Annotated in this window: 26 protein-coding genes; 13 read left to right on the top strand and 13 right to left on the bottom strand. The window is 72.0% G+C overall.

The features are described from left to right. Window positions 1-26: 26 nt before the first annotated feature. Window positions 27-1,520 (bottom strand): xylulokinase, encoded by a 1,494-nt coding sequence (gene xylB / locus ABZY45_RS17055; protein WP_356740691.1) that lies wholly within the window; start codon window positions 1,518-1,520, stop codon window positions 27-29. Between the two features lie 221 nt (window positions 1,521-1,741). On the opposite strand from xylB, the gene xylA reads away from it, so the two are divergent. Continuing rightward, on the top strand, window positions 1,742-2,911 hold the full coding sequence (gene xylA / locus ABZY45_RS17050; protein WP_356740689.1) for a xylose isomerase: 1,170 nt from the start codon (window positions 1,742-1,744) through the stop codon (window positions 2,909-2,911). A 68-nt stretch (window positions 2,912-2,979) separates the two neighbouring features. On the opposite strand, the gene ABZY45_RS17045 is transcribed toward xylA, so the two are convergent. Continuing rightward, entirely contained in the window at window positions 2,980-4,239 is a 1,260-nt protein-coding gene (locus ABZY45_RS17045; RefSeq protein ID WP_356740687.1) for an ROK family protein, read from the bottom strand. A 99-nt stretch (window positions 4,240-4,338) separates the two neighbouring features. Further along, the gene (locus ABZY45_RS17040; protein ID WP_356740685.1) at window positions 4,339-5,136 is read right to left on the bottom strand and encodes an IclR family transcriptional regulator C-terminal domain-containing protein; all 798 of its coding nucleotides are present in this window, start codon (window positions 5,134-5,136) and stop codon (window positions 4,339-4,341) included. Between the two features lie 231 nt (window positions 5,137-5,367). Between ABZY45_RS17040 and ABZY45_RS17035 the strand changes: the two genes are divergently transcribed. The 4 genes from ABZY45_RS17035 (at window position 5,368) to ABZY45_RS17020 (ending at window position 8,784) form a co-directional block, all read left to right on the top strand. After that, complete coding sequence (locus tag ABZY45_RS17035; RefSeq protein WP_356740683.1) at window positions 5,368-6,324, top strand: ABC transporter substrate-binding protein; 957 nt, start codon at window positions 5,368-5,370, stop codon at window positions 6,322-6,324. Window positions 6,325-6,380: 56 nt separating this feature from the next. After that, window positions 6,381-7,148: an ABC transporter permease gene (locus tag ABZY45_RS17030; RefSeq protein ID WP_356741081.1), complete on the top strand. Its 768-nt coding sequence runs from the start codon at window positions 6,381-6,383 to the stop codon at window positions 7,146-7,148. Further along, the gene (locus ABZY45_RS17025; RefSeq protein ID WP_356740681.1) at window positions 7,145-7,921 is read left to right on the top strand and encodes an ABC transporter permease subunit; all 777 of its coding nucleotides are present in this window, start codon (window positions 7,145-7,147) and stop codon (window positions 7,919-7,921) included. Before ABZY45_RS17030 ends, ABZY45_RS17025 begins: the two co-directional genes overlap by 4 nt. Before the next feature lie 86 nt (window positions 7,922-8,007). Beyond that, window positions 8,008-8,784, top strand: a complete 777-nt coding sequence (locus tag ABZY45_RS17020; protein WP_356741079.1) for an ABC transporter ATP-binding protein — start codon at window positions 8,008-8,010, stop codon at window positions 8,782-8,784. Between the two features lie 27 nt (window positions 8,785-8,811). Here ABZY45_RS17020 and ABZY45_RS17015 read toward each other — a convergent pair whose 3' ends face one another. From ABZY45_RS17015 to ABZY45_RS17000, 4 genes are all read right to left on the bottom strand, one after another. Beyond that, window positions 8,812-10,110 (bottom strand): phytase, encoded by a 1,299-nt coding sequence (locus ABZY45_RS17015; RefSeq protein WP_356740679.1) that lies wholly within the window; start codon window positions 10,108-10,110, stop codon window positions 8,812-8,814. 244 nt (window positions 10,111-10,354) lie between these two features. Beyond that, window positions 10,355-11,008, bottom strand: a complete 654-nt coding sequence (locus ABZY45_RS17010) for a DUF305 domain-containing protein (protein ID WP_356740677.1) — start codon at window positions 11,006-11,008, stop codon at window positions 10,355-10,357. Then, window positions 11,005-11,655 (bottom strand): DUF3105 domain-containing protein, encoded by a 651-nt coding sequence (locus ABZY45_RS17005; protein ID WP_356740675.1) that lies wholly within the window; start codon window positions 11,653-11,655, stop codon window positions 11,005-11,007. The genes ABZY45_RS17010 and ABZY45_RS17005 overlap by 4 nt, the downstream gene beginning before the upstream one ends. A 115-nt stretch (window positions 11,656-11,770) precedes the next feature. Next, the gene (locus ABZY45_RS17000) at window positions 11,771-12,193 is read right to left on the bottom strand and encodes a hypothetical protein (protein ID WP_356740673.1); all 423 of its coding nucleotides are present in this window, start codon (window positions 12,191-12,193) and stop codon (window positions 11,771-11,773) included. A gap of 71 nt (window positions 12,194-12,264) precedes the next feature. On the opposite strand from ABZY45_RS17000, the gene ABZY45_RS16995 reads away from it, so the two are divergent. Further along, complete coding sequence (locus tag ABZY45_RS16995) at window positions 12,265-13,101, top strand: phospholipid scramblase-related protein (protein WP_356740672.1); 837 nt, start codon at window positions 12,265-12,267, stop codon at window positions 13,099-13,101. Between the two features lie 70 nt (window positions 13,102-13,171). Here ABZY45_RS16995 and pcaD read toward each other — a convergent pair whose 3' ends face one another. The 4 genes from pcaD to pcaH are packed head-to-tail and all read right to left on the bottom strand — an operon-like array spanning window position 13,172 to window position 16,999. Continuing rightward, window positions 13,172-14,323 carry a 3-oxoadipate enol-lactonase gene (pcaD, locus tag ABZY45_RS16990; protein ID WP_356740670.1) on the bottom strand — a complete coding sequence of 384 codons (1,152 nt, stop codon included), beginning with the start codon at window positions 14,321-14,323 and terminating at the stop codon, window positions 13,172-13,174. After that, complete coding sequence (gene pcaB / locus ABZY45_RS16985; RefSeq protein WP_356740668.1) at window positions 14,320-15,645, bottom strand: 3-carboxy-cis,cis-muconate cycloisomerase; 1,326 nt, start codon at window positions 15,643-15,645, stop codon at window positions 14,320-14,322. The genes pcaD and pcaB overlap by 4 nt, the downstream gene beginning before the upstream one ends. Beyond that, window positions 15,645-16,217: a protocatechuate 3,4-dioxygenase subunit alpha gene (pcaG, locus tag ABZY45_RS16980; protein ID WP_356740666.1), complete on the bottom strand. Its 573-nt coding sequence runs from the start codon at window positions 16,215-16,217 to the stop codon at window positions 15,645-15,647. Before pcaG ends, pcaB begins: the two co-directional genes overlap by 1 nt. After that, a complete protein-coding gene (gene pcaH / locus ABZY45_RS16975) occupies window positions 16,217-16,999 on the bottom strand; it encodes a protocatechuate 3,4-dioxygenase subunit beta (protein ID WP_356740664.1) in 783 nt (260 codons plus the stop codon). The genes pcaG and pcaH overlap by 1 nt, the downstream gene beginning before the upstream one ends. 198 nt (window positions 17,000-17,197) lie before the next feature. On the opposite strand from pcaH, the gene ABZY45_RS16970 reads away from it, so the two are divergent. After that, entirely contained in the window at window positions 17,198-17,650 is a 453-nt protein-coding gene (locus tag ABZY45_RS16970) for a MarR family transcriptional regulator (RefSeq protein WP_356740662.1), read from the top strand. 133 nt (window positions 17,651-17,783) lie between these two features. Here the strand turns inward: ABZY45_RS16970 and ABZY45_RS16965 are convergent, their stop codons facing one another. Beyond that, complete coding sequence (locus tag ABZY45_RS16965) at window positions 17,784-18,428, bottom strand: dihydrofolate reductase family protein (RefSeq protein WP_356740660.1); 645 nt, start codon at window positions 18,426-18,428, stop codon at window positions 17,784-17,786. A 167-nt stretch (window positions 18,429-18,595) separates the two neighbouring features. Continuing rightward, entirely contained in the window at window positions 18,596-19,357 is a 762-nt protein-coding gene (locus ABZY45_RS16960; protein WP_356740658.1) for a VOC family protein, read from the bottom strand. Between the two features lie 158 nt (window positions 19,358-19,515). Between ABZY45_RS16960 and ABZY45_RS16955 the strand changes: the two genes are divergently transcribed. The 6 genes from ABZY45_RS16955 to ABZY45_RS16930 all read left to right on the top strand — a co-directional run bounded on the left by ABZY45_RS16955 (window position 19,516) and on the right by ABZY45_RS16930 (window position 25,300). After that, on the top strand, window positions 19,516-21,207 hold the full coding sequence (locus ABZY45_RS16955; RefSeq protein ID WP_356741077.1) for an FUSC family protein: 1,692 nt from the start codon (window positions 19,516-19,518) through the stop codon (window positions 21,205-21,207). Continuing rightward, window positions 21,204-21,707, top strand: a complete 504-nt coding sequence (locus ABZY45_RS16950; protein ID WP_356740656.1) for a MarR family transcriptional regulator — start codon at window positions 21,204-21,206, stop codon at window positions 21,705-21,707. Before ABZY45_RS16955 ends, ABZY45_RS16950 begins: the two co-directional genes overlap by 4 nt. A gap of 612 nt (window positions 21,708-22,319) precedes the next feature. Next, window positions 22,320-23,936 carry an ATP-binding protein gene (locus ABZY45_RS16945; RefSeq protein WP_356740654.1) on the top strand — a complete coding sequence of 539 codons (1,617 nt, stop codon included), beginning with the start codon at window positions 22,320-22,322 and terminating at the stop codon, window positions 23,934-23,936. Next, window positions 23,933-24,340, top strand: a complete 408-nt coding sequence (locus ABZY45_RS16940; RefSeq protein WP_014049573.1) for a roadblock/LC7 domain-containing protein — start codon at window positions 23,933-23,935, stop codon at window positions 24,338-24,340. Before ABZY45_RS16945 ends, ABZY45_RS16940 begins: the two co-directional genes overlap by 4 nt. Then, window positions 24,337-24,705, top strand: coding sequence for a DUF742 domain-containing protein (locus ABZY45_RS16935; RefSeq protein WP_356740652.1), 369 nt, complete (start codon window positions 24,337-24,339; stop codon window positions 24,703-24,705). Before ABZY45_RS16940 ends, ABZY45_RS16935 begins: the two co-directional genes overlap by 4 nt. Then, window positions 24,686-25,300 (top strand): ATP/GTP-binding protein, encoded by a 615-nt coding sequence (locus tag ABZY45_RS16930; RefSeq protein ID WP_356740650.1) that lies wholly within the window; start codon window positions 24,686-24,688, stop codon window positions 25,298-25,300. Before ABZY45_RS16935 ends, ABZY45_RS16930 begins: the two co-directional genes overlap by 20 nt. Window positions 25,301-25,335 lie beyond the last annotated feature (35 nt).

Genomic DNA, 25,335 nt, shown 5'->3' with positions numbered 1-25,335 from the left:
GCGGGACGTGATTTCGGGGCCTTCGCTCATCCGCCGAGCAGCGGCTCCGCAGCCCTGTCCAGCACCGAACCCACGCGATCCCAGGTCTCGGTGTCCCGCTCCAGCGGCGGGAGGGTGGCGTCGGCGTCGGCGTTGTCGGCCCTCGCGTTCCAGCGGGTCGCGATGGCGACCGGGTCGCCCCCGCCCGCCGCCGACGCCGCCAGCGCCGCCGCGCCGAGGGCGACCAGCTCGCCGCTGCCGGGCACGATCAGGGGGCGGCCGGAGAGGCGTCGCACGGTCTCGACCCACGTGCGGCCCTGGGCCCCGCCGCCGATCAGCCGCAGGGGCCGGGAGGCGACCTCGGGGTCGGCCGGGTCGAGGCCGCAGGCCCGCAGCAGTTCGTCGAGCGCGCGCAGCACGGTGAAGGCCGCGCCCTCGTAGGCCGCGCCCAGCAGCTGCTGCGGCGTGGTGTCGTGCCGCAGGCCGGTGAGGAGCCCGGCCGATGTGGGCAGGTCCGGCGTGCGCTCGCCGTCCAGGTACGGCAGGAGGACGGCCTCGCCGCCGGGTGTCGCGTCGTCGCGGTGGAGGCCGAGCAGAGAGGCCACCTTGTCGACGGCCAGGGTGCAGTTGAGGGTGCAGGCCAGCGGGAGGTACGTCCCGTCGGCGGCGGCGAAACCCGAGAGGGCCGTGGAGGCGGGCCTGGTCCGGGAGGCGGCGAAGACCGTGCCCGAGGTGCCCAGGCTCAGGACCGGGTGGTCCAGCAGCCCGGCGCCGCCCAGGCCGAGGCCGACGGCGGCGCTCATGTTGTCGCCGGTGCCGGCCGCGACGGCGATCCCGGCCGGCAGGCCGAGCGCCTCGGCCGCGGACTCGGTCAGGGAGCCGATGCGGGTGCCGCCGGTGGCTGCGACCTCGGGCAGCATCGACGTGTCCAGGCCGAGGCGGTCCAGGAGCTCGGGGTCGTAGGAGCCCGTCTCCGTCGAGTACCAGCAGGTCCCCGACGCGTCGCCCGGGTCGGTCGCCGCGACGCCGGCGAGCCGCTCGGTGAGGAAGTCGTGGGGGAGCCGCACGGAGGCCGTCGCCTCGGCGTTCGCCGGGTCGTTCTCCCGCAGCCACCGCCACTTCGTGGCCGTCATGGAGGCCACGGGCACCGTGCCCGTGCGCGCGGTCCAGGCCTCGGGCCCGCCCAGCTCCGCGACGAGCGCGGAGGCCTGCGGCGCGGAGCGCGTGTCGTTCCACAGGAGCGCGGGACGCAGCGGCCGGCCGGCCGCGTCGAGGACCACCAGGCCGTGCTGCTGCCCGGCCACGGCGATGCCCGTGACGGAGGAGGGGGAGAGCCCGGACTCCTTGAGCCCCGCCGCGACGGCGTCGCGGAGCGCCCGCCACCAGACCTCGGGGTCGGTCTCGCGCGCCCCGCCCTCGCCCGTGACGACGTGGGGGGCGCGGCCGACGGCGAGGAGCTCGCCCGTCTCGGCGTCGGTGACTGCAGCCTTGGTGGACTGGGTGGAGCTGTCCACGCCGATGACGACGGTACGCGGCGGCATGGGCTACCTCTTCTCGTGCGGTTTCCGGTGGTGCGGCTTTTGGGAGTGCGACAAACAAATTACGTGATCGATGGCGTCCCGAACAGAGGCGGCCCCCGTTTCGTGCTCCGGGGGGTTACGCCACGACGGTGCCGTGTGCATAATTAATCATGTCAGTGAACAAATAGGCCCGGGGTACTGACGACGGCTCCGGACCCCAGGCAGGCGAAGGCGGAGACACCATGACGGAACGCTTCACTCCCACCCCGGCGGACAGGTTCACCTTCGGTCTGTGGACCGTGGGCTGGCGTGGCAACGACCCGTTCGGTGACGCGACGCGTCCCGCGCTGGACCCGGTCGAGTCGGTGGAGCGGCTCGCCGAGCTCGGCGCCCACGGTGTCACCTTCCACGACGACGACCTGATCCCCTTCGGGTCCGACGACGCCGAGCGGGCCCGGCTGATCGGCCGGTTCAAGGACGCCCTGGAACGCACCGGGATGAAGGTCCCGATGGCCACCACCAACCTGTTCACCCACCCGGTGTTCAAGGACGGCGGCTTCACCTCCAACGACCGCGACGTACGCCGCTTCGCGCTGCGCAAGGTCATCCGCAACATCGACCTGGCCGCCGAACTCGGCGCGAAGACCTACGTCGCCTGGGGCGGCCGCGAAGGAGCCGAGTCCGGCGGCGCGAAGGACGTCCGGGTCGCCCTGGACCGGATGAAGGAAGCCTTCGACCTGCTGGGCGACTACGTCACCGAACAGGGCTACGACCTGCGCTTCGCGATCGAGCCCAAGCCCAACGAGCCCCGCGGCGACATCCTCCTGCCCACCATCGGCCACGCCCTCGCCTTCATCGAGCGCCTGGAGCGCCCCGAGATGGTCGGTGTGAACCCGGAGACCGGCCACGAGCAGATGGCCGGGCTGAACTTCCCCCACGGCATCGCCCAGGCCCTGTGGGCCGGCAAGCTCTTCCACATCGACCTCAACGGCCAGTCCGGCATCAAGTACGACCAGGACTTCCGCTTCGGCGCCGGCGACCTGCGCCAGGCCTTCTGGCTCGTCGACCTCCTGGAGACCTCCGACTACGAAGGCTCCCTGCACTTCGACTTCAAGCCCGTACGCACCGACGGCATCGACGGCGTCTGGGAATCCGCGAAGAACTGCATGCGCAACTACCTCATCCTCAAGGAACGCGCCCTCGCCTTCCGCGCCGACCCCGCCGTCCAGGAAGCCCTGACCGCCTCCCGCCTCGACGAACTCGCCCAGCCCACCGCCGACGACGGCCTCAAGGCCCTCCTCGCCGACAAGTCCGCCTACGAGGACTTCGACGCCACCGCGGCAGCCGAACGCTCCATGGCCTTCGAAGCCCTCGACCAGCTCGCCATGGAACACCTCCTCGGCGTCCGCTGACCCACCCCCCGGGGTGTCCGACGGCCCACCGCCGGACACCCCGGTCCGTAGCTCTGCCCTCAGGCGTCTCAGGCGTCCGTGGCCGGAGCCGGCCGGGCGTACGCGACCGGGTCGGCCAGCACGTCCTGCACCACCAGGGCCGCCGCGCCCCGGGCCGCGTCACCCGCGACGGACGACGCGCGCAGCCTGCCGCCGCCCCGGGACCAGAGGCCGGACACCACGCGTCCCGTCAGCTCCTCGTCGGCGGGCGGCGAGAGCCAGGGCATCAGGCTCCGGTATATCCCGCCGAGCACCACGGCGTCAGGGTCGAACAGATTCACCGCGCCGGACAGCACCTGCCCCAGCATCCGGCCGGCGTCGGCCACGGCGGCCAGGGCCACAGGGTCACCCGCCTGTGCCCGGCGCTCCAGCTCCATCACCCCGGCGGCCCCGCCGCCCGCCTCGTCGATGCCTGCCGCCCGCAGCAGGGCGGACTGGCCGGCGTACTGCTCCAGGCAGCCGCGCGATCCGCAGCGGCACTCGGGGCCCGCCGGGTCCACCACCACGTGCCCGATCTCCCCGGCGAAGCCGTGCGCTCCGCGCAGCAGCTCGCCGTCGAGGACGAGGGCGCCACCGACACCGATCTCGCCGGTCAGGTAGAGGAAGCTGCGGACCGTGTCCAGGCCGCCGAACCACAGCTCGGCCAGCGCCGCGAGATTCGCCTCGTTCTCCGAGCGCACCGGCAGCCGAGCCGTCGCGGGGCGCTGCGCGGCGAGCGCGTCGGCGAACAGCTCCTCCGCCGCGACCTGGTTCCAGCCCAGGTTCGGCGCCTGGCGAACCGAGCCGCCCGACACGAGACCCGGCAGAGCGAGCGCCGTCCCCACCGGGTAGAGGTCCTGTTCCCGCGCCGAGTCCAGGGTGCGGGCCGCGATGCCCGCGGCCCTGGCCAGTACCTCTTCGGGCGGGGCTCCCCGGTTGTCCAGATGCTCGGTCTGCCGGACCCGGCCGGTTCCCGCGAGGTCCACGACGCACACCGACACGTAATCGATGTTGACCTCCACACCGAGTCCGGCGGGCCCGGTGCGGGCCACCTTCAGGGCCGTACCGGGGCGCCCGGCCTGTCCGCTGAACGTCTTGCCCGACTCGGTGACGAAGCCGCTGTCCAGCAGCTGTTCGACCAGGGAGGACACGGCGGCCCGGGTGAGCCCCACCCGGGCGGAGACTCCGGCCCGGGTCGCCTCACCGGCCTCGCCCTCGTCCCGTACGGCGCGCAGCACCAGGCTCAGGTTGTGGCGCCGCACGGTGTCCTTGTCGGCCTTGGACCCCAGGGGCGTGAGGTAGCTCTTCATATCGCCGACGAGCCTATGCGATGGCGCACATCTGTACGGACCCGAGAAGGGGCTCCTCACGCGGGGCCCCGGTCACGCCCGTCGCACCGTGCCCCGCTGTCACCGGGTGCGAGTGGCCTCCTGCGGCACGACCCTGAGGTCCGCCTCGATCCGGGCCGCCGTGGCCAGCAGCGGCGGCAGGAGGTCGCGCCTGATCGAATCGACCGAGTTCCGGCTCGCGTGCACGGGGATGTTCACCGCCGCGACCACCGTCCCCTCCCGGTCGCGGACGGGGGCCGCCACCGAACGCAGCCCCTCCTCAAGCTCCTGGTCGACGATGGCGTGGCCCTGCCTGCGGACCCGGGCCAGCTCCTGGAGGAGCGGCTCGGGCGCGACCACCGTGCGGTCCGTGGGCGGGTCGATCCGCGCGCGCCGTACCCGCGGCTCGATCTCCTCCTCCGGCAGATGCGCGACGAGCACCCGGCCGACCGACGTCACCAGGGCGGGGAAGCGGGTGCCCACCGTGATGGACGCCGTCATGATCCGGGCGGTCGGTACCCGCACCAGGTACACGATGTCGTCACCGTCCAGCACGCACAGCGACGACGACTCGCGCACCTCCGCGACGAGCCTCTCCAGATGTGGCTCCGCCACCCGGGGCAGGGAGTAGCTGGACACGTAGGCGTAGCCCAGTTCGAGCACGCGAGGGGTGAGCCGGAAGAGCCGCCCGTCGGTGTGGACGTATCCCAGGTCGACGAGCGTCAGCAGGAACCGGCGGGCGGCGGCGCGTGTGAGGTCGCAGACCCGTGCCACCTCGCTCAGGCTGAGCTCCGGCCGGTCCACGTCGAAGGCGCGGATGACGGACAGGCCGCGCTCGAAGGAACGCACGAAGTACGGCTCCCGCGCCTGTCCACCCATCGACCGCCCCCATGTGCGAGAACGCGCACAGCTGTGCGCCATGTGCACGGTAGGCGGCTGCCATGGAGGCGTCAACGGAGCTGACATGCAGTCAGAAACCCTTGAGAGCAAGGGTGATATCTCTGTGTACGACCGTTGACCCCTCTCGGTGGGCGACCCTATGTTCTCGCAGGGAACCGCCGTTCGGGCTCCGCACACCGTGCCGGGCGCCATCGTCACCCTGGGGGCACCATGCGTCGTCTGCTTGTCGGATTCACCGCCGCGCTCGTGGCTTCCACGACGGCCGCCTGCGGATCGTCGGACCCGTCCACCTCGTCGAAGGACGGGAAGACCGCCGTCAAGGTGGGCGTCATTCCCATCGTGGACGTCGCACCCGTCTACCTGGGCAAGGAGAAGGGCTTCTACAGCGAGCGAGGCATCGATCTGACCCTGGTGGGCGCCCAGGGCGGCGCGGCGATCGTGCCCGGGGTGGTCAGCGGCCAGTTCCAGTTCGGCTTCTCCAACGTTACCTCGCTGATGATCGCCGCGGACAAGGACGTACCCGTGAAGGCCGTCGCCAACGGCGTCGCCTCGACCGGCGAGGACGGCGCGGACTTCGCCGGCATCGTGGTGAAACGCGACAGCCCGCTGAAGACCGCCAAGGACCTCGCGGGCAAGAAGGTCGCCGTCAACACCCTCAAGAACATCGGCGACACGTCCGTGCGGGAGTCGGTCCGAAAGGCGGGCGGAGACCCCTCGAAGGTCGAATTCGTGGAGCTCCCCTTCGACCAGATGTCCGCCGCGCTCGACGGCGGACAGGTCGACGCCGCCTGGGTCGTCGAACCCGCGCTCGCCACCGTCAAGTCCAAGGGCGGCCGCGTCATCGCGTCGAACTTCGTCGACCTCGCTCCGGATCTGACCGTCGCCCTCTACTTCACCGCGCAGCGGTACGCCGAGCAGAATCCCGACCTGGTGAAGAAGTTCCAGGAGGCGACCCGGGAGTCCCTCGCCTACGCCGACAGCCACCCCGACGAGGTCCGCGAGATCCTCACCACCTACACCAAGATCCCCGAGGCGACCCTCCAGAAGATGACCCTGCCGAAGTGGCCGGTCGAGCCCAACCGCGCATCCCTGGAGACCCTCGGCAAGCTCGGCAGGGAGGACGGCCTCTTCTCCGCCGCCCCGGACCTGGACGAGCTGCTGCCGTGACGACCGAAACGTCACCGAAGGCCTCTGTGGCACGCGTCCGGGGCATCCGGCCCGGGGTGACCGACGCCCTGCTCGGTCTCGCCGGGCTGGCCGGTTTCCTCGCCCTCGTCGAAGCCGTCCCGCGTACCGGCCTGGTCTCGTCCGACTACCTGCCGCCCACCAGCCGCATCGCCGGGGCGCTCGCGGACGAGTTCGCGGACGCCGCGTTCTGGGCGGCACTCGGCGAGACGCTCACCGGCTGGTCCGTGGGCCTGCTGATCGCCACGGTGCTGGGCGTCGCCGCCGGCACCGTCATCAACGGCGTCCCCAATCTGCGACGGGCCACCGCCTCCACGATCGAATTCCTGCGCCCCATCCCCTCGGTGGCCCTCATCCCGCTCGCCGTCCTTCTCTACGGCACCGATCTGCGCTCCACCCTGCTCCTGGTCGTCTACGCGGCCTTCTGGCAGATCCTCGTCCAGGTGCTGTACGGGGCCCAGGACGTCGACCCGGTCGCCGACGAGACGGCCCGCAGCTACGGCCTCTCCGCCCGGGCCCGCATCCGTCATGTCGTCTGGCCCACAGCGCTGCCGTACGTCATGACGGGCATCCGGCTCGCCGCCTCCGTCGCGCTGATCCTCGCCGTCACCGCCGAACTCGTCATCGGATCCCCGGGGCTGGGGTCGCGGATCGCGGTCGCGCAGACCTCCCAGGCCGTCCCCGACATGTACGCCCTGGTGGTCGTCACCGGTCTGCTCGGGCTGATCGTCAACGTCGGGGCGCGTGCCGTGGAGCGCCGTGCGCTCGCCTGGCACCAGTCGGTCCGGGGCGAGGCCGCCGTATGAGGCGCGTCCTCGCCCAGGTGCTGTTCACCCTCGGGCTGCCGGCCGTCCTGTTCACCGTCTGGTGGGTGGTCTCCGACTCCGGGACCGAGATCTACTCCCCGCCGCTGCGCACCATCCTCTCCGCCTTCGGTGACGTCTGGACCTGGGAGAGGATCACCGCCGACGTCCTGCCCAGCATCCTGCGCCTGCTCGCCGGATTCGCCGTCGCGGCCGTCGCCGGAGTGACCGCCGGGATCGTCATCGGCTCGTACAGACGGGTGCGGGCCGTGACCGAGCCCGTGCTCGAATTCCTGCGGGCCGTGCCCCCGCCGGTCCTCGTCCCCGTCATCATGCTGTTCGCCGGCATCGGGGACACGATGAAGATCGTGGTCATCGCGAGCGGCTGCGTCTGGCCGATCCTGCTCAACACCGTCGAGGGTGTGCGGGCCGTCGACCCAGTCCTGAGCGACACCGCCCGTGCATACGGTCTGCGAGGCGGCATCCGGCTCCGCCACCTGCTGCTGCGCTCGTCAAGTCCGCAGATCTTCACGGGACTTCGCCAGGCGCTCTCGCTCGGGATCATCCTGATGGTGATCAGCGAGATGTTCGCCGCGAGCAACGGTCTCGGCTTCGCCGTCGTGCAGTTCCAGCGCAGCTTCGCCATCCCCGAGATGTGGAGCGGCATCATCCTGCTCGGTCTTCTCGGCTTCCTGCTCTCCGTGCTCTTCCAGCTCGTCGAGCGTCGCGCCCTCGCCTGGTACCACGGCCTGCGCGCCTCCCGGAGGCAGCCATGAACGACCCCGGTGCGAACCCCGACGTGAAGGACCCCGGTGTGAAGAATCCCGTCGTGCAGGCCCCCGCCGTGCGGGAACCGCGGCACATGCTCGACGTGAGGGCACTGCACAAGGTCTACGAGGGGCAGGACCGCCGTGTCGAAGCGGTGCGCGATCTGACCTTCACCCTCGCACCGGGCGAACTGGCCTGCCTGGTCGGCCCCTCCGGCTGCGGCAAGACGACCCTGCTGAAGTGCGTCGCCGGGCTGCTCCCGCCCACGACCGGCGAGATCCGGCTGAACGGCAGGCCCGTCACCGGCCCGCCGCCCGGGATGGCCGTCGTCTTCCAGGAGTACGGACGCAGCCTGTTCCCGTGGATGCGGGTGCGGGACAACGTGGGCCTGCCGCTGCGCGGGAAGAAAGGGCTCAGCAAGGCGCGGAAGCACGAACTCGTCGAGCGTTCCCTCGCGTCCGTCGGCCTCGCGGACGCCGGCGGAGCCTATCCCTGGCAGCTCTCCGGCGGCATGCAGCAGCGAGTCGCGATCGCGCGGGCGATCGCCTACGAGCCGGAAGTCCTGCTGATGGACGAGCCGTTCGCCGCAGTGGACGCCCAGACCCGCGCCGATCTCGAGGACCTGGTGCGCGGGCTGTGGCAGGAGCTGGGGGTGACCGTGCTCTTCGTCACGCACGACATCGACGAGGCGGTCTATCTGGGGCAGCGGGTGCTGGTCCTGTCCGGGGCGCCGACCGTGGTCCGGGAGCAGGTGACGATCGATCTGCCCGACGAGCGTGACCAGTTGCGCACCCGGGTCCTTCCCCGCTTCGCCGAGCTGCGCACCCACGTGTACGAGCAGATCCAGGCCGCGAAGCGGGGGCAGGAGTGAGACACCCGCCCCCGCCCGCCGGCAGCGCTACAGGTCAGCGGCGTCCTTCACCGCGCCCAGGTCGACGAACTTGAAGCCGGTCGCCTCACGGTCCTCCTCGATGCCGGTCGCGGAGGTCTCGTGCCCGTCCTGGACCACCAGCAGACCGCGCGGGTAGCGGGAGCCCAGAGGCTTGTCGAGCACGGCGGCCCCGTCGCACTCCTCGCTGCCGTCGAGGTCGGCCGACACGGCGGTGACGCGGAAGCCGCCCTCGTACTCGTTGGCGTCGGACACCTCACGGTCGTACAGGGCGAAGCTGTTGTCGCCCTGGCCCGACGCGAAGAGGTAGCCGTCCCCGCCGGACTCCTGGAGCAGGGTCAGCCCCTCCACGTCCGCCGCCAGCCGCTCGCCGCCGAAGCCCGGGTCCGCGCCGGGTGCGCACTCCTCGGTCTCCGGGTCGTACGTCCCGGGGACGCCGTACTCCCTGACCTTGTCCACCAGGACCGGGCGCCCGTTCAGGCCGGCGGGCAGACGCCAGATGCCGACGTCCTCCTGGCCGGCGTACAGCATGCCGTTCGCCGGGTCGACGACCATTCCCTCGACCTGCGGAAGCTCGCCGGGCTCACCGCACGGCGTCCACGAGGTGCCGTCCGGGAGCCGGAACGACGAGGGCAGCGAGAGCGTGCGCACCAGGCTGTAACCCACGGTGCCCGACGCGGTCGGACGCAGCTCCAGCAGGGCGAGGTCGGTGGTGTTGCGGCGGCTGACGAGCGCGTACGAGCGACCGGTGGCGCGGTCCTGCCAGGTGGCGAGGCCGTACGCGGTCCGCTGCTCGTTGATCTCGGCCTGGTCCGACGAGAAGACGGGGGCCGCGGCGGGGTCGGTGACGTCCTTCAGCGGGCCGCCGGGCTGCGAGGGGTCGATGCGGTAGATCCGGAGGCGGTCGTTGCCCCGGTCGCTCACCACGGCCACATCGGTGCGGCCCGCCGGGGTGCGGAGGCCACTGAGGAGATCGACGTTGTTGAACCGGCCCGGAGCGTCGTCCTCCGCGCCGGACGAGGGTGCCGGGAGGGACTGGACCAGGGAGGCGTCCAGGCCGTAGACCCGGAGCCCGCCCTCCTTCGCGGTGGCGACGACCAGGCTGCGGCCGGGGTCCGCGTCGTCGCGCCAGATCGCCGGGTCGTCGGCGTTGGCGTTGCCACCCGCCTCGTCGTCGTACAGCGCGGCCGTCTCCGCCGTCGCGCCCACGGCCGGCAACGACCGGGCGTGGGCGGGCGACAGCGGTACGAGGGTGATCAGCGCGGTGCCGAGGAGAGCGGTGGCCGCCAGGCGAGGGGAGCGGTGCATGCGCACGGATGCTTCCTGTCGTGAGAGGGACATGTCCATGACTCGTCAGGAAGTGTCGGGCTGCGGGGCGGTGTTCCGGTGTCACACCCGTGGGCGGGACATGGGCGGCAGGTGAATTCCCGGTGTCGCGGCTGGTGTCGGGCCGGTGCCGCCGGGCGGTGCCGGGTCCTGCGACGCGGGGGTGGCGCCCGGGTCCGGTGGCGACGATCGCCACCGGACCCGAACACCCCGCGCCCCCGACGGCTCAGGGCTTCGCGCCCCTGGCCTCCAGCATGTCCGCCATGAGCGAGATCTCCGACTCCTGCGCGCGGGCCATGCCCGCCGCCAGCCCTCTGATCTCGTCCGTGTCCGCCGAAGCGGCCGCAGCCTGCGCCATGTCGGCGCCCGCGCGGTGGTGGACGGTCATCAGCCGCAGGAACAGCACCTCGGCGTCCCTGCCCTCGGCCGAGCGAAGCCGGTCCAGCTGGGTGTCGGTCGCCATGCCCGGCATCAGGGAACCGTCGTCCGGTGCGGCCGGGTGGCCCATCCACTCCATGGGCGGCCGGTCCGAGCTCTTGGGCCTGCCCCACGACTCCAGCCAGCCCAGCATCATGCCCCGCTGGTTGGCCTGGGTGTTGATGATGTCGTACGCGAGCCGCCGTACGTCCTCGTCCTCGGTGCGGTCCCGGACGATGAACGCCATCTCCACCGCCTGCTGGTGGTGGACCGACATGTCCCGGGCGAACCCGACGTCGGCCGAGGCCTCCGCAGGAGCGGCGGAGGACGTGCCGGAGCCGGCGTCGGAGGGCGATGCCGCCGAGGGCCGGACCACCATCAGCAGGACGAGCCCCACCGCCACCACGAACACCACGGCTCCCGCCCATACCAAGGGCCGGGAAGCGCGCGCGGAGGAGGTCACTTGGCGACCCCGCCGGAGCAGGCGGCGCCCGGCTCGGGGGTCTGCGCGCCCTGGACGTACTTCGTGAAGAACTGCGCCACGCGCTTGTCGGTGGCGCTCTTCACCGTGAGCTGCTTGCCCCAGGCGCTGAGCATCAGCGGGTCCTTCTGGTCGGCCACGGGGCTCATCAGCGAGTAGGGCGTCTTGCCGACGCGCTCCGCCAGCGCCTTGACGTCGGCGTCCTTCGCCTTCTCGTTGTACGTGACCCAGACCGCGCCGTGCTCCAGCGAGTGGACGGCGTTCTCGTTCGGTATCGCCTCGGTGTAGACGTCGGCGTCGCAGTTCATCCACACCGGGTTGTGGTCACCGCCGACGGGCGGGTTCATCGGGTAGTCGACGGCCTTCTCGACGTGGTTCTGGGTCAGCTTGTCCCAGGACTTCTCGCCCGTGACGGGGGAGGTCTTGGCCTGTTCCTCGGCCTTGTCCTTCTCGTCGGCGGCCGACACCAGGTAGCCACCGCCGGCCACGAGAGCGGCCAGCACGGCGACAGCCGCGGTGATGGTGATGATGCGGCTGCGGCGCTCGCGGGTCCGCTCCTTGCGGCGGGCCTCCTCAAGCTTTGCGCGGCGCGCGGCGGAGGGGTTGTTCTTGCTCTTGGCGGAAGCCATGTCTCGGTCCTCGGGTTCGGCGGACGGCGTGCGCGGAAGGCGCGGCACGCGGGGAGGGCGTACGGAAGATCCGCCTCCGGCGCGGTCACTGCGCGGGACGGCGGAGGTCCGGCCTCTAGATCCGCTGGACCTGAAGACGCAGATGATCGACGGCGTGCACGCCGTCGTTCGAGGGACCCCGGATGACCGCGGCGCCGGAGAGCGGGGCGGTCCGGGGAGCGGCCGAGCCGCACGGCAGCGCGGCGGGAGCGGCCGGGCCCGGCAGGACGACGGCCGAGGAGTGGTCCGTCGCGCCGTGGCAGGAACTGCCGACACCGCGCTCGGCGGGGGCGTCGGCCGTCACCACCGACACGGCCGCGGAGGGCACCGGGGTGAAGGCGCGGGCCGCGGCCGCGGAGGGGGCGTCGGCGCGGGGTGAGGCGGGGGCGGTGTGCGCACAGCAGAGGAACACGGCCATGAGCATCAGCGCCCAGGCAAGAGCGGCGGGCAGGCTGTTCATGCCCCGCCGCCGGTCCGTCCCCGCGCCGTCTCTGGTCATCGCCGCCATCGTAATGGTGCGTGAAACTTCAATGAGTCCGGGCCCACAGCTTGGCAGGATAGTGTGCCTCGGTGACGACGCAATCGAACATACCTGCGGGTTGGCATCCGGACCCGCACGGCGCGCCCCAACTGCTGCGCTACTGGGACGGCACCGGCTGGACCGAACACACCCACCCGGCCCAGGCGCCCGCCCAGGCGCAGCCCCAGGCCGCGTCCCCGCAGCAGCAGTTCGTTCCGCAGCAGGCCGCCATGCAGCAGGCCGCCCCTCAGCAGTTCGCTCCACAGCAGGGCACGCCGGGCGGCGGCGGTTCGCTGTTCGACCAGCAGGTTCTGGTGGTGAACCAGAAGGCCAAGCTGATCGAGGTCACCAACGAGTACCGCGTCTTCGACCAGCAGGGCAACACCGTCGGTTCGGTCGCGCAGGTCGGCCAGAGCGCTCTGCGCAAGGTGCTCAGGTTCGTCTCCAGCATCGACCAGTACCTCACCCACCGACTGGAGATCCGCGACGCCCACGGGCAGCCGCAACTGCTCCTGACCCGGCCCGCCAAGTTCATCAAGTCCAGGGTCGTCGTGCAGCGACCGGACGGGCAGCCCGTCGGCAAGATCGTCCAGCAGAACGCCATCGGCAAGATCAATTTCGCCATGACGGTCGACGGACGCCAGGTCGGAGCGATCAAGGCGGAGAACTGGCGTGCCTGGAACTTCGCCATCGTGGACCACGACGGCGCCGAGATCGCCCGGATCACCAAGACCTGGGAAGGCCTGGCGAAGACCATGTTCACCACGGCGGACAACTACGTGCTCCAGATCCACTACCGGCTGCCGGAGCCGCTGCTCAGCCTGGTCGTGGCGACGGCCCTGACCGTGGACACCGCCCTCAAGCAGGACGCCCGCGGCTTCGGCTGAGCCTCTCGGCCGGGCGGGGGCGGCGGCGCCCGGCCCGCCCCCGCCGGTGACCCGGGCGCCCCGCCCGCGACTACTCGGTGCCCTTCGGCTCCGTCGCGTCCATCTCCGCCAGCACCCGCTCGGCCACCGCGAACGCCGAGTTCGCCGCGGGCACCCCGCAGTAGACCCCCGTCTGCAGGAGCGCCGCGCCGATCTCCCGCGGGCTGAGTCCGTTGCGGACCGCGGCGCGGACATGCATCGCCAGCTCGCCGTAGTGGCCGTGGGCGACCAGGGCGGTCAGCGTGATGAGGCTGCGCTCCCGCCGGGACAGCGTCGGGTCGGTCCAGATCTCGCCCCAGGCGTAGCGGGAGATGAAGTCCTGGAAAGGCGCCGTGAACGCCGTGGTCGCCGCCTGTGCCCGGTCCACGTGAGCGTCACCGAGAACCTCGCGGCGCACCGCCGTACCGCTCTCGCGTTCCCGTGGGGCGAAGTGGGCGCGCAGTGCCTCCCGCACCGCCTCGGGGCGTTCCGCCGGGGCCAGGTGCGAGGCGCGCGGCAGCTCCGTGAGCGCCGCGTCCGGGATCCCGTCGGCGATCTCCCGGGCGTGCGCGGGAGGCGTCGCGGGGTCCTCACGGCCCGCGATGACCAGTGTCGGCGCCCGTACACCGGAAAGCGCCTGGGTCAGATCGCAGTCGGCCAGCGCGTCGCAGCACGCGGCGTACGCCGAGGGGTCGGTGCCCAGCAGGTCGTCGAGCAGCCGGGGCTCGGTGAACCCGGGCGTGAACCAGCGGCCCGCGGCGCTCTCCGCGACCTTTCCCAGACCCTCGGCGCGCACGAGCGCCGCCCGCTCCCGCCAGGGGCCCGGGTCCCCGAAGTGGGCGGAGGAACAGACGACGGCCAGCCGGTCGACGCGTTCCGGATGACGGGCCGCGAGCCAGAGGCCCACCGCGCCGCCCAGGGAGACCCCCGCGTACGAGAACCGTTCGAGGGCGAGATGGTCGGCGAGCTCCAGGACCAGCGCCCCGAGATCGGCGACCGAGGCCCCCGGGCCGATCAGGTCGGCCGGCGAGCCCCCGTGGCCCGGCAGGTCCCACCGCACGATCCGGTGGGCGGCGGACAGTTCGGGGGCGACCCCGTCCCAGAGCGCGGTCGAGGTGCCGAGCGACGGGCCGAGCAGCAGCGGCGGCGCGCTCGCCGGCCCTTCGGCGCGGTGGTGGAGGAGTCGGGCGGGTGTCGTGGTCATCGGCGCTCCAGAGCGCGGTCGGTGAGGGGTCCGGCGCAGCCGGTGTACCGGGCGGGGTCGGTCAGTTCGGTGAGGTCCAGGCCGTCGAAGGCGGGCTCCCCGGCGAGGACCTCCGCCAGCGGACTGCCCGTGTCCCGGGAGCGCAAGGCTGCCTCGGTGAGGATCTCCTTGGCGCGGGCGCGGCCCACCCGGCCCTCGGCGACGGCGGCCAGCCGCTCGGAGACGATCAGACCCCCGGTGAGCCCCAGGTGGTTCCGCATGGCCGCGGGGAACACCCTGAGCCCTTCCGTCAGCTCTGCGGCGTCCCGCGCCGCCCCGCCGACGAGGCGCAGCAGGTCGCGCAGCGGCTCCCACTCGGCGTGCCAGGCACCGGCGGGCCGTTCGTCATCAGCGGCGACCGAGCCGTACAGCGTCGCCGCCGCCCCGGGCGCCCGGCGCGCGGCCGCGGCGACCAGAGTGGCGCGGACCGGATTCGCCTTGTGCGGCATGGCGGAGGAGCCGCCGCCGGATCCCTCCGCCAGCTCGCCGATCTCCGTACGGGAGAGGGTGAGCACATCGGCCGCCACCTTGCCGAGCGCGCCCGCGGTGAAGGCGAGGGCTCCGGCCAGGTCGGCGACCGGGGTGCGCAGGGTGTGCCAGGGCAGCGACGGTTCGGCCAGAGCCAGTTCCCGCGCGTACGCCGTGACGAGCTCCAGCCCCGCACCGCCGTCGCCGGCGGTGAAGGCGGCCAGCGTGCCCGCCGCGCCGCCGAGCTGAGCGGGCAGCCCGTCCCGTACGGCGGTCAGCCGGTCCCGTGCGTCCAGCACCAGAGACCTCCAGCCGGCGGCCTTGAGGCCGAAGGTGGTGGGGACCGCGTGCTGGGTCAGGGTACGGCCGGGCATCGGCGTGTCGCGGTGCTCGGCCGCCAGACGCGCCAGTGCGCCGGCGGTGCGCCCGAGGTCCTCCAGCACGAGCCCGAGGGTGCGTGAGGCCACCAGCATCGCCGCCGTGTCCAGGATGTCCTGGCTGGTCGCGCCCCGGTGGACGAAGGGCCTGGTGTCCTCGTCGACCGCGGCCGACAGGGCGGCGACCAGGGGGATCACGGGATTGCCCCCGGACCGCGCCCGCAGCGCCAGCTCGCGTGCGTCGAACGCGTCGGCGTCCGCCGCCCCGGTGACCGCCGCCCCGGCCGCGGCCGGGGCGAGCCCGCAGGAGGACTGGGCCCGGGCGAGAGCCGCCTCGGCGTCCAGCATCGCCTGGAGGAAGGCGTGATCGCCGGTGGCGGCCTCGGCCGGGGAGCCGGCCCGCCCGGGGGCGAGGAGGCCGGCATCGCTCTCGTGCATCAGCTGAACTCCAGGAAGACCGTCTCGCCGTCGCCCTGGAGACGGATGTCGAAGCGGTAGGTGCGCGGGTCCGTGCGTGTCGCGATCAGTGTGGCGCGCCGGTCGGCGTCCAGCGACTCCAGCAACGCGTCTCCCGCGCCGGCCTCCGCGTCCAGCAGATCCGGGAGGTACACGCGGGTGAAGAGGTGCTGGACCAGCCCTCGCGCGAAGACGGCGGCACAGATGTACGGCACGCCGCCGGGCGGCAGCGTACGCACGGTCCATCGCCCGTCCGCGTCCGTCGGTGCCCGGCCGAAACCGGTGAAGTCCACGCCGTTGCGCCCGATCACCTTCCCCGTGGCGGGGTCGTGGCGCAGCGAGCCGGGGAGACCGGCACGGGATCCGTCGGGCGCGGGCTGCCAGGTCTCGACGATCGCGTCGGGCACCGGGTTCCCCTGACCGTCGAGCACGAAGCCGTGCACGGTGATCGTGCCGGGGTGACCGGCCGGGGCGACCTCGCCACCGCCGGGGAAGGGCAGGGCGTAGCCGTAGAACGGTCCCACGGTCTGGGAGGGGGTCGGGGCGTGGGACATCAGGCGTCGCCTTCCTCGGTCCAGGTGGCGCACGGACCGTCGAGGACGATGTCCCAGCGGTAGCCGAGCGACCACTCGGGCACGGACAGATCGTGGTCGTACGTGGAGACCAGACGCTCCCGCGCGGCCTGATCCGTGACGGAGCGGATCACCGGGTCGTACGGGAGGAGCGGATCCCCGGGGAAGTACATCTGGGTGACGAGCCGCTGGCTGAACGACGTGCCGAACAGCGAGAAGTGGATGTGCGCGGGGCGCCAGGCGTTGGTGTGGTTGCGCCAGGGATAGGCACCCGGCTTGACGGTGGTGAACGAGTACCCGCCGTCGTCGTCGGTGAGGCAGCGCCCGAAACCGGTGAAGTTCGGGTCGAGCGGCGCGGGGTGCTGGTCGAGCTGGTGGGCGTACCGCCCCGAGGCGTTGGCCTGCCAGACCTCGACGAGCTGCCCCCGCACGGGTCGGCCGGCCCGGTCGAGGATGCGGCCGGTCACGGTGATCCGCTCGCCGAGCGGCTCGCCGGTGTGCTGGGCGGTGAGGTCCCGGTCGAGCGAGGTCACGTCCGTGACACCGAAGGCGGGCCCGGACAGCTCGACCGCCTCCGGGTCGCGCAGGGGGATCAGCGAACGGTGCGGGTGGCGGAAGTGGCTGCTGCGGTACGGCGGGTAGTCGCGCGGCGGATGCTCGGCACCCGGCCGGGCGGCCGCCTGCGCCTTGGCCACCTCCGCGTCGATCTCCTGCTGGGTCAATCCGTCGGGCAACGGCTGGGCGGGAAGGTCACGTGCGGTCATGTCACGGCTCCGTGAAAGCTGATAATGCTCAGTGCACTGAGTAAATTTCGATGGCCCTGAAGCTACCCAGACGGCGCAGTCGCGGTCAAGACCCTCAGTGCACTGTGTATCTTCGGGAACCTGGCCGGAAGAGGGCTCCGGTCGCGGGGACCTCGGTCCCCGGTGTCGAGGGCCGGTGACCGGCAGAGAGGCGGAGCCGTGCAGGCGGTCGACCTGAGCACCCACCCCGGGCACCTGGCCCGGCGCCTTCAGCAGGCGCACCACCTGCTGTGGAACGCGATGGTCTCGCAGGAGACCACCTCGCCCCAGTTCGCCGTACTCAACGCGCTGACCGCCGAACCGGGTCTCGACCAGCGGACGGTGGGGGAGCGGGTCGGCCTGGACCGCTCCACCATCGCCGAGGTCGTCAGCAGGCTGCTGCGCCGCGAACTGCTGGACAAGGTGCGCGATCCCGGCGACGGACGGCGCTTCCAGCTGCGCCTCACGGACGAGGGCGTCCGTACCCATCGGCGGCTCGCCCTGCGTACGGTCCGGATGAACCAGGTCTTCCTCGGCCCGCTCTCCGCCGGTGAGCAGCAGACGCTCTTCGATCTGATGCACCGCGTGTCGGAGGCCGCCGAGACACTCAGGGTGCCCGAGGAGACGAGGTGACAGGAGCGCTCGGCCCTCTCCCGTGCGGCTGACTCCTGCGGACCGTACGAGGGGTCGGAGGACTCGTCGGCCCTTGCCTTCGGAGCCGGCGGGGTGGGAGACCGAGGCGGGCCGCTGCCTGTGCGGACGGCCTCTAGGGCCGGGTGAAGGTCATGTGCGTCACGCCCCCGAGGGTCGTCACGGACTCGGCCTGGAAGCGCTTCTCCAGTCCTTCGAGTCCGTCCCACAGGCGCTCGCCGCGGCCCAGAACGATCGGGACGACAGCGATGTGCAGATGATCGATGAGGTCTTCGACGAGGAACTCGCGGATCGTGGTCGGCCCGCCACCGATCCTCACGTCCAAGCCGCCTGCGGCCTCGCGCGCCTGACGGAGCGCCTCCTGCGGCGTGGCGTCGATGAAGTGGAATGTGGTGCCGCCCTCCATCTCCACCGAGGGGCGGGGGTGGTGGGTCAGGACGAACACCGGGGTGTGGAAGGGCGGATGGGCCCCCCACCAGCCGTTCCAGTCGTTGTTCTCCCACGGTCCGCGGTGCGGGCTGAACTTGTTGCGGCCCATGATCTCCGCTCCGATGCCGGCGTTCCAGGTGCCGGCGACGGCGTCATCCACCCCGGTGCTCCCGCCCGGCTTGCCCAGCATCTGCTGGAAGGTCCGGGTCGGGAAGAACCACTCGTGGAGCCGCGTGCCGGCGTGGCCGAACGGCGTCTCGAGGCTCTGCCCTTCACCCGTGGCGAATCCGTCGATGGAGATGGAGAAGTTGTGGACCCTCACGCGGGACATTGCACGCACTCCTGCTGTCGAAGCGATGTGACTGCGCATCGCAATCACAAGCCGTGGGCGAGCCTGGACCTGGTGAAGGCAGGATGCCACCACCGGAGGCGGGCACGCGGTACGAACCGCGGTCCGGATGCGCCGTCGACGCGGCCGTGGAGCATTCGGGGACCGTCTCAAGGGGCGTGGACACCGAACGCCGCCCCTTGCTGGTCGCGGAGGACGGCGACGCAGGGCCCACCGGGGACGCGCCGCGGTGGCGCGAGCTGCTCACCGCCCGTGGTCAGGGCTCTCGCGGCGGTGCTCTCCGCATCGGTGACCGTGAAGTAGGGCAGCCACTGCGGTGGCGTCCCGCCCTGCCCGCGCTCGTCGTCACGCGGGAGTTCCTTCAGGCCGCCGAACTCGGCACCGTCCACGCCCCAGTGCGTGAAGTGCTCCGACGTGTCGACCGTCCAGCCGAACACCGCCGGGTAGAAGGTGAGGGCGCCCCGCGGATCGGAGGTGCGCAGCTCCGTCCAGCCCAGGGTGCCGGGGTCGCCGAAGCGCTGGGCGCCCGGGAAGGCGCGGGCCTGCCAGAGGGCGAACACCGCTCCGGACGGATCGGCGGCCACAGCGAATCTGCCCTGGTCGAAGATGTCCATCGGCTCCATCAGCACGGTGCCGCCCGCCGACCGCACGGCGTCCGCCGAGGCGTCCGCGTCCTCGGTGGCGAAGGAGACGGTCCAGGCCGGCCGCTGATCGGGGCGGTGGACGGGGCTGAGGGCGGCCACGGCGTCCTCGCCGAGGCGAGCCATCGTGCAGCCGCCCGGCTCGGGCCGGGGATCGGTCTCGGACCGCCACCCCAGGACGGCCGCGTAGAAGCCCTGGGCACCCGGCACGTCCGGCGTGCCCAGCTCGACCCAGCAAGGGCCCCCGGTCACCGGTTTCGTGAGCTTCATCCCGCTTCCTCCCGAGGCGCGTGACAGGAGACGTTCCTACGCTGTTGTGCAGCACGCTGCTGTGCGGACCGGGCGGCCACCGGGAGCGATCAGGCGTGCCCGCCGAGATGCTTTACGGGTGTAACACCTGTTAACGTAAGTGGGTGAGTGATACAGCCATGCGACCCCGGAAGCCATCCGTCCACAGACTGCCGGTCACCGGCATCCTGCGGCTGAACAGTCCTGCGGAGATCTGGTACAAGCCGGCGCTGAGCGTGGTGGTCGCCTCGGCGGTCCCGAATCTGCTGCTGTACTCCCTCGGCCGGCTCGACCTCGTCATGTACACGATGGCGGGTTCGCTCTGTGCGCTCTACGGGCACAACCTGCCGTACGCCCGCCGGGCGCACACGGTGCTGCGGGTGGTCCTCGGCATGGCCGCGGGCTTCGCCGTGGCGCTGGTCACGGCGTCGCTCACCGACTCCACCGCGGTCCTGATCGCCGTCGGCGCGCTGCTGGCGGCCGTGCAGAAGACCTTCTGCGACGCCACCCGCATCGGCCCGCCGGGCAACGTGATCTTCGCCTTCGTCACCTCGGCCGCGCTCTTCGCCCCGCAGGAGCTCGGGCAGGTGCCGGGGCACATGGCCCTGATGCTCGCCGCGGGCGCCTTCGCCTGGCTGGTCACCGCCGGGCCTGCGCTGTGGCACAGGGAAGGCCCCGAACGCCTCGCCACCGCCCGCGCCCTCGACGCCGCCGCGGCCTACGCGGCGGAGCCGGACCGCCGCACCCGGCACGCCGCGGCGGCAGCCGTCCAGGCCGCCTGGCAAGCGCTGCTCGCATCCGGGCGGCCCACTCCCGTACGCCAGGGGCTGGAGCGGCTGGTCGTCCACGCCGAGCGCGCCCTCGCCACCACCGCGGTCGACGACGGCCAGGTGGGTGGCGCCGACCCCGGCGAGCTGCGCCGATGGGCGGAGGTGACCCGGGGTCGTGGCCCCGTACCCAGCCCCCCGCCCGCGCCCGGCACCGTCGAGCAGCTCTTCGGGATCGATGCCGAACGGGCCGGGCAGCGGATGCGGCGTGGGCGTCGCGAGGCCAGGCGCAGACTGCTGCGCGCACTCGGCCCCGGTTCACCGGTGCTGCCGGTCGCCTTCCGCACGCTCGTCGGCTGCGCGCTGGCGGGCTATGTGTCCTCGGCGCTCGGGGTGGGCCATCCGTACTGGGCGATCGTCACCGCGGCCTCCGTCTACCAGCCCAATCTCACGCTCTCCTGGAGCAGGGCGCTGCAGAGGACCGTCGGCAACCTCCTCGGAGTACTGGTCTTCGCGGCGGTCATCCCGCTCGCCAGGGTCAGCCCGCTGGCCCTCGTGCTGTGCGTGCTGTTCTTCAACTTCGCCGCCGAGGCCCTGATCACCCGCAATTACTGGCTCGGTTCCATCGCGGTCACCCCGATGGCCCTGCTGATCCTGGAGTTCGGGGGGTTCCAGCCCGCGGGCGAGCTCATCGCCGACCGTGCCCTGGACACCCTGGTGGGCGTCGTGGTCGGATTCCTCGCCGCGATCGCCGTCACCAACCGCCGGGCGTCCGGCCGCGTCGAACGGGCCATCGCCGCCGCGGAGGACGCGCGCAGGCGTGCCGAGCGGGCCGTCGCCGACCCCGCGGGCGATGCCCTGGTGCTCGAGACGGCACGCAGGCGGCTGACCGCCGCACTCGTCGAACTGCGCGACGCCAGTGACGTCGCTTCGGGCGAATGGTGGCAGCGCGCCCTGCCCGAGGAGGAACTGCTCGCCGCTGAGCAGGCAGGGCACCGTACGCTCGCGGCGACAGCACAACGGCAGGGGCTCATCACCCTGCCCCCGGCGAACGGAGCGGTGTGACCGACGACATCGTGGCCTCGGTCGTACGGCAGTGGCATGCCGTCAACCCGGGGCTGGACACCGGCCCGATGGAGCTCATCGGCCGTATCAACCGCTGCGCGGCACTGCTCCAGCAGGCGGAGGACGCCCCGCTGCGGGCCGCCGGGCTGACCCGGGGCGAATTCGATCTGCTGGGCGCGATGCGGCGCACCGACCGCGAGCTCACCCCCGGCGAGCTGGCCCGCGAGACCTTCTCGTCCGGCGCTGCCGTCACGAAACGGCTGCGGGCCCTCCAGGAGGCGGGGCTGATCGGCCGCCGCAGTGATGCCAGGGACCGCAGGGTCGCCCACGTCGGGCTGACCGACGCGGGGCGCGAGCTGGTCGACCGTCTGCTTCCCGAACAGCTCGCGTACGAGCGGTCGGTCCTGTCCGGACTGGACGAGGAGACCCGCGGCGGGCTCAGCCAGCAGCTCGGCGAGCTGCTGGTGCAGCTGGAGGGCCGCCTCGGCGGCCGGCGCTGAAGGCCTGCCGCTCACCTGGCGGAGCCGCGTGGCCTGGGGAGGAACCTCACGCACAGTGAGGTTTCCGCAGGCGCGGAACGGTCGCGTCCGCCCACGGCCCAAGGGGGGACGGGGCGGCGCGGCCTCGCGCAGATCTCGCGCGGGCGCATCCGTACATGCGTCCGTCGCTCAGGGATCTGCTCCTTTCGATCCGATTCGAGCACATGTACGCCTGTCTCACCGTGAGGGACGGTTCCGCTCGCACATGAGACGGTCACTCGATCGCCTGGTCGCCCCTTCCCGTGAATTGGCAGGTGGTTCGCCGATCCATGCAAGGGTTCCCGTAGCGTGACGTCCCTCCCTGCGGGACAAAGTGGTCCGGTTTGCGACGATTCCCGCATGTCATCACTCCCCGCACACGACCGGCGGCGCTGAGTGCAAAAACTGGCGAGTGTATTACCGCCGGCGGCTTCGCGCAGGGGGTTGGGCGAATATGCCGAAGCACTGATCTGATCTGGCTAGGCTCACGCGCAGTGAAGTCGAGTTGATACGACTTCAGGCACTTGTTCGCAACTGTCGGCACAAGTGCGTCTACCTCCCGATACCTCCCGAATCAACCGCCAGAGGGTTTAGATGGTCCGTGTTGAATCACCGCCGACCAACAGAGACATCCCGGTAATCCGCGCCGCACTGCTGCCCGTCGTACTCATGGCGGGCGCCACCGCCGCCGGCGCCCTGCCGGTCAGCGGAGACGCGCGGGTGGCAGTCGTCCTGTGCGGTGCGATCGCCACCGCCGTGGTCGCGACGCTCACCGTCGTACTCAACCGCAGACGCCGTGCGATGCGGGTCCAGCGCGCCGAGTACGAACAGCGCATCGCCTACCTGGAACACCGCATCGCGACACACGACCAGGAGACCGTACGGCTCACCAAGGAGCTCCTGCCCGCCGCGATCCGCCGGCTGCGGGCCAGCAACTCCCCGCAGGAGGTGATGCGCGACGTCGTCGACGCCGACGAGTCCTACCGCAACCTCCCCAAGGCGCAGCGCGCTCTGGTCCTCCAGGTCCTCGACATCATCGACAACGAGGAGGCGATGCGTGACTCCGCGCAGCGCGCCTTCGTCAGCGTCGCCCGCCGTGTCCAGGCCATCGTCCACCGCCAGGCCAGCGAGCTCCGGGAGATGGAGGACCACCACGGGCGCAACCCCGAGGTCTTCGACGACCTGCTCCGCATCGACCACGGCACGGCGCTGATCGGCCGGCTCGCCGACTCCATCGCCGTACTCGGCGGCGCGCGGCCCAGCCGTCAGTGGCCCAAGGCCGTACCGCTGTTCAGCGTGCTGCGCGGCGCGATGTCCCGCATCCTCGAGTACCAGCGCGTCGACCTGCACTCGATCGCCAAGGTCGCCATCGTCGGAACGGCCGTCGAACCGCTCATCCACGCCTGCGCGGAACTCCTCGACAACGCGACCCGCTACTCGCCGCCCCAGACGCGGGTGCACGTGACCGCGGTCGAGGTGCAGACCGGCATCGCCATCGAGATCGAGGACGGCGGCGTCAGCCTCAGCGAGGAGGCCCGCGCGCGGGCCGAGAACATGCTCGCCCAGGCCCAGGCCGGCATCAACATGAACGACCTCGGCGAGTCCCCGCGCCTTGGCATGGCTGTGGTCGGCCGCCTCGCCCGCATGTACCAACTCCAGGTCTCCCTGCGGCAGTCCGCGTACGGCGGGGTACGCGCCGTGCTCGTCGTGCCGCGCGACATGATCACCACGGGGCCCGCCCCCGGCATCGCACACGGCATCGGCGCCACCTCGCGCCCCCAGAGCTCGCTCGACATGTCGCAGATGCAGCACGTCGTACCCCCGCGCGGCAAACACAAGGCGCGCCCCGCCGCGACCGGGCCCGTCGCGTCGGTCGCGGCCCCGGCCGCCGCACCGGCACCGGCAGCGTCCCGGCCCGCCGCTCCCGCGGCCGCCATGGCCGACGACGAGATCGTGGTGACCGAGTGGACCGCCGGCGGACTCCCGCAGCGCCGCAGCAGGGGCCGCGCGCCGCTCGGCTCGCACAACCTTCCGCAGCAGTCCTCGACGGCCGCCGAGCCTCCCCCCGCACGCAACGGCCACGGCGGCGGCGACACGGCCCCCCCCGGCCTCTGGCTGGAAGCCTTCACCCAGGCGGTCAACGGGGTGCCCAAGGATCCGGACAACGGCCAAGACTCTGACGACGCGTGGGACAAGGGAGACGAGAAGTGATCCAGCAGCGGGGAAACATGGACTGGATGCTCAAGGAACTGGCCGACGACGTACCGAGCATCCACCAGATCGTCGTGCTCTCCGCCGACGGACTGCGCATCGCCCGCCACGGCGGTGACCCCGACGTCGCCGACCGCCTCGCCGCCGCCTGCGCCGGACTGCAGAGCCTCGCCGCGGCCGTCGCCACCGAAATCCCTTACAGCGACGGGCTGATGAAGCTCGTCGTCATCGAGGTCACCGGCGGGTTCTTCTATCTGATGGCGGCCGGCACCGGCGCCTACCTGGCGGTCCTGGCCGGGGAGACGGTCGACGCCGGACTCGTCGGAGCCCGCATGCGCGACATGGTCGTCCGTATCGGCGCGCACCTGACGAGTCCTCCCCGCCACGACGGGCAGGCCGGATGAGTGCTCCCCGACGAGAGCGCCGAAAAGCCGACCCGGAGCTGAGCGACCCGGAACGGCTCTACGTGATCACCGGTGACCCCGACGGTGAGAGAGCGGCGCTCGACCTGGTCACGATGGTGGTGGCGCAGGCCGAGCCCTCGCCCACGGTGCAGCCCGAGCAGGCCGCGATTCTGCGGCTCTGCAGGGCGCCGTTGTCGGTCGCCGAGATCTCGGCCTACCTGAGCCTGCCCTTCAGCGTCGTCACCTCGCTCCTGACAGAACTCCTGGCGACCGAACTGATCGAATCGCGCGCGCCCATCGTCCGCGCCGCGCTCCCGGACAGGTCCCTCCTCGAAGCGGTGATGCATGGACTTCAGAAGCTCTGACACGATCACGGGCCCCCGCAGCGAGGACGTCCTTCCCACCACGGCCACGGCCGCGGTGAAGGTCGTCATCGTCGGCGGATTCGGGGTCGGAAAGACGACCATGGTCGGCTCGGTGAGCGAGATCCGGCCCCTGACGACCGAAGAGACCATGACCCAGGCCGGCGTCGGCGTGGACGACAACGCGGGGGTGGAGAGCAAGACCGCCACCACCGTCGCCATGGACTTCGGCCGCATCAGTCTCAGCGACGAGCTGATCCTCTATCTGTTCGGCACCCCCGGCCAGGAGCGCTTCTGGTTCCTGTGGAACGGGCTGTTCGAAGGAGCGCTCGGCGCTGTCGTCCTGATCGACACCCGGCGCCTCCAGGTCAGCTTCGACGTGATCGGCAGACTTGAGGAGCGCGGGGTGCCGTTCGTCGTCGCCGTCAACACCTTCCCCGAGGCCCCGCACCACCCCGTCGAAGCCCTGCGCAGCGCGCTGGATCTGCCGGACGAGGTCCCGATGATCGACTGCGACGCCCGGCTGCGGACGTCCAGCCGCGATGTGCTGATGACCCTGATGCGCTACCTGCACCGCCTCGCCGTACCGCTCGCCTGACGACGCGCCGCAGCTGCCCTCTGAACCGGCCCCGT

Origin of the sequence: Streptomyces sp. NPDC006516 (assembly GCF_040611875.1) — a bacterium.
In the GTDB taxonomy this organism is placed as follows: Bacteria; Actinomycetota; Actinomycetes; order Streptomycetales; family Streptomycetaceae; genus Streptomyces.
Note: the sequence above shows the minus strand (reverse complement) of the source record. Positions and strands in the feature narration are given on the sequence as shown.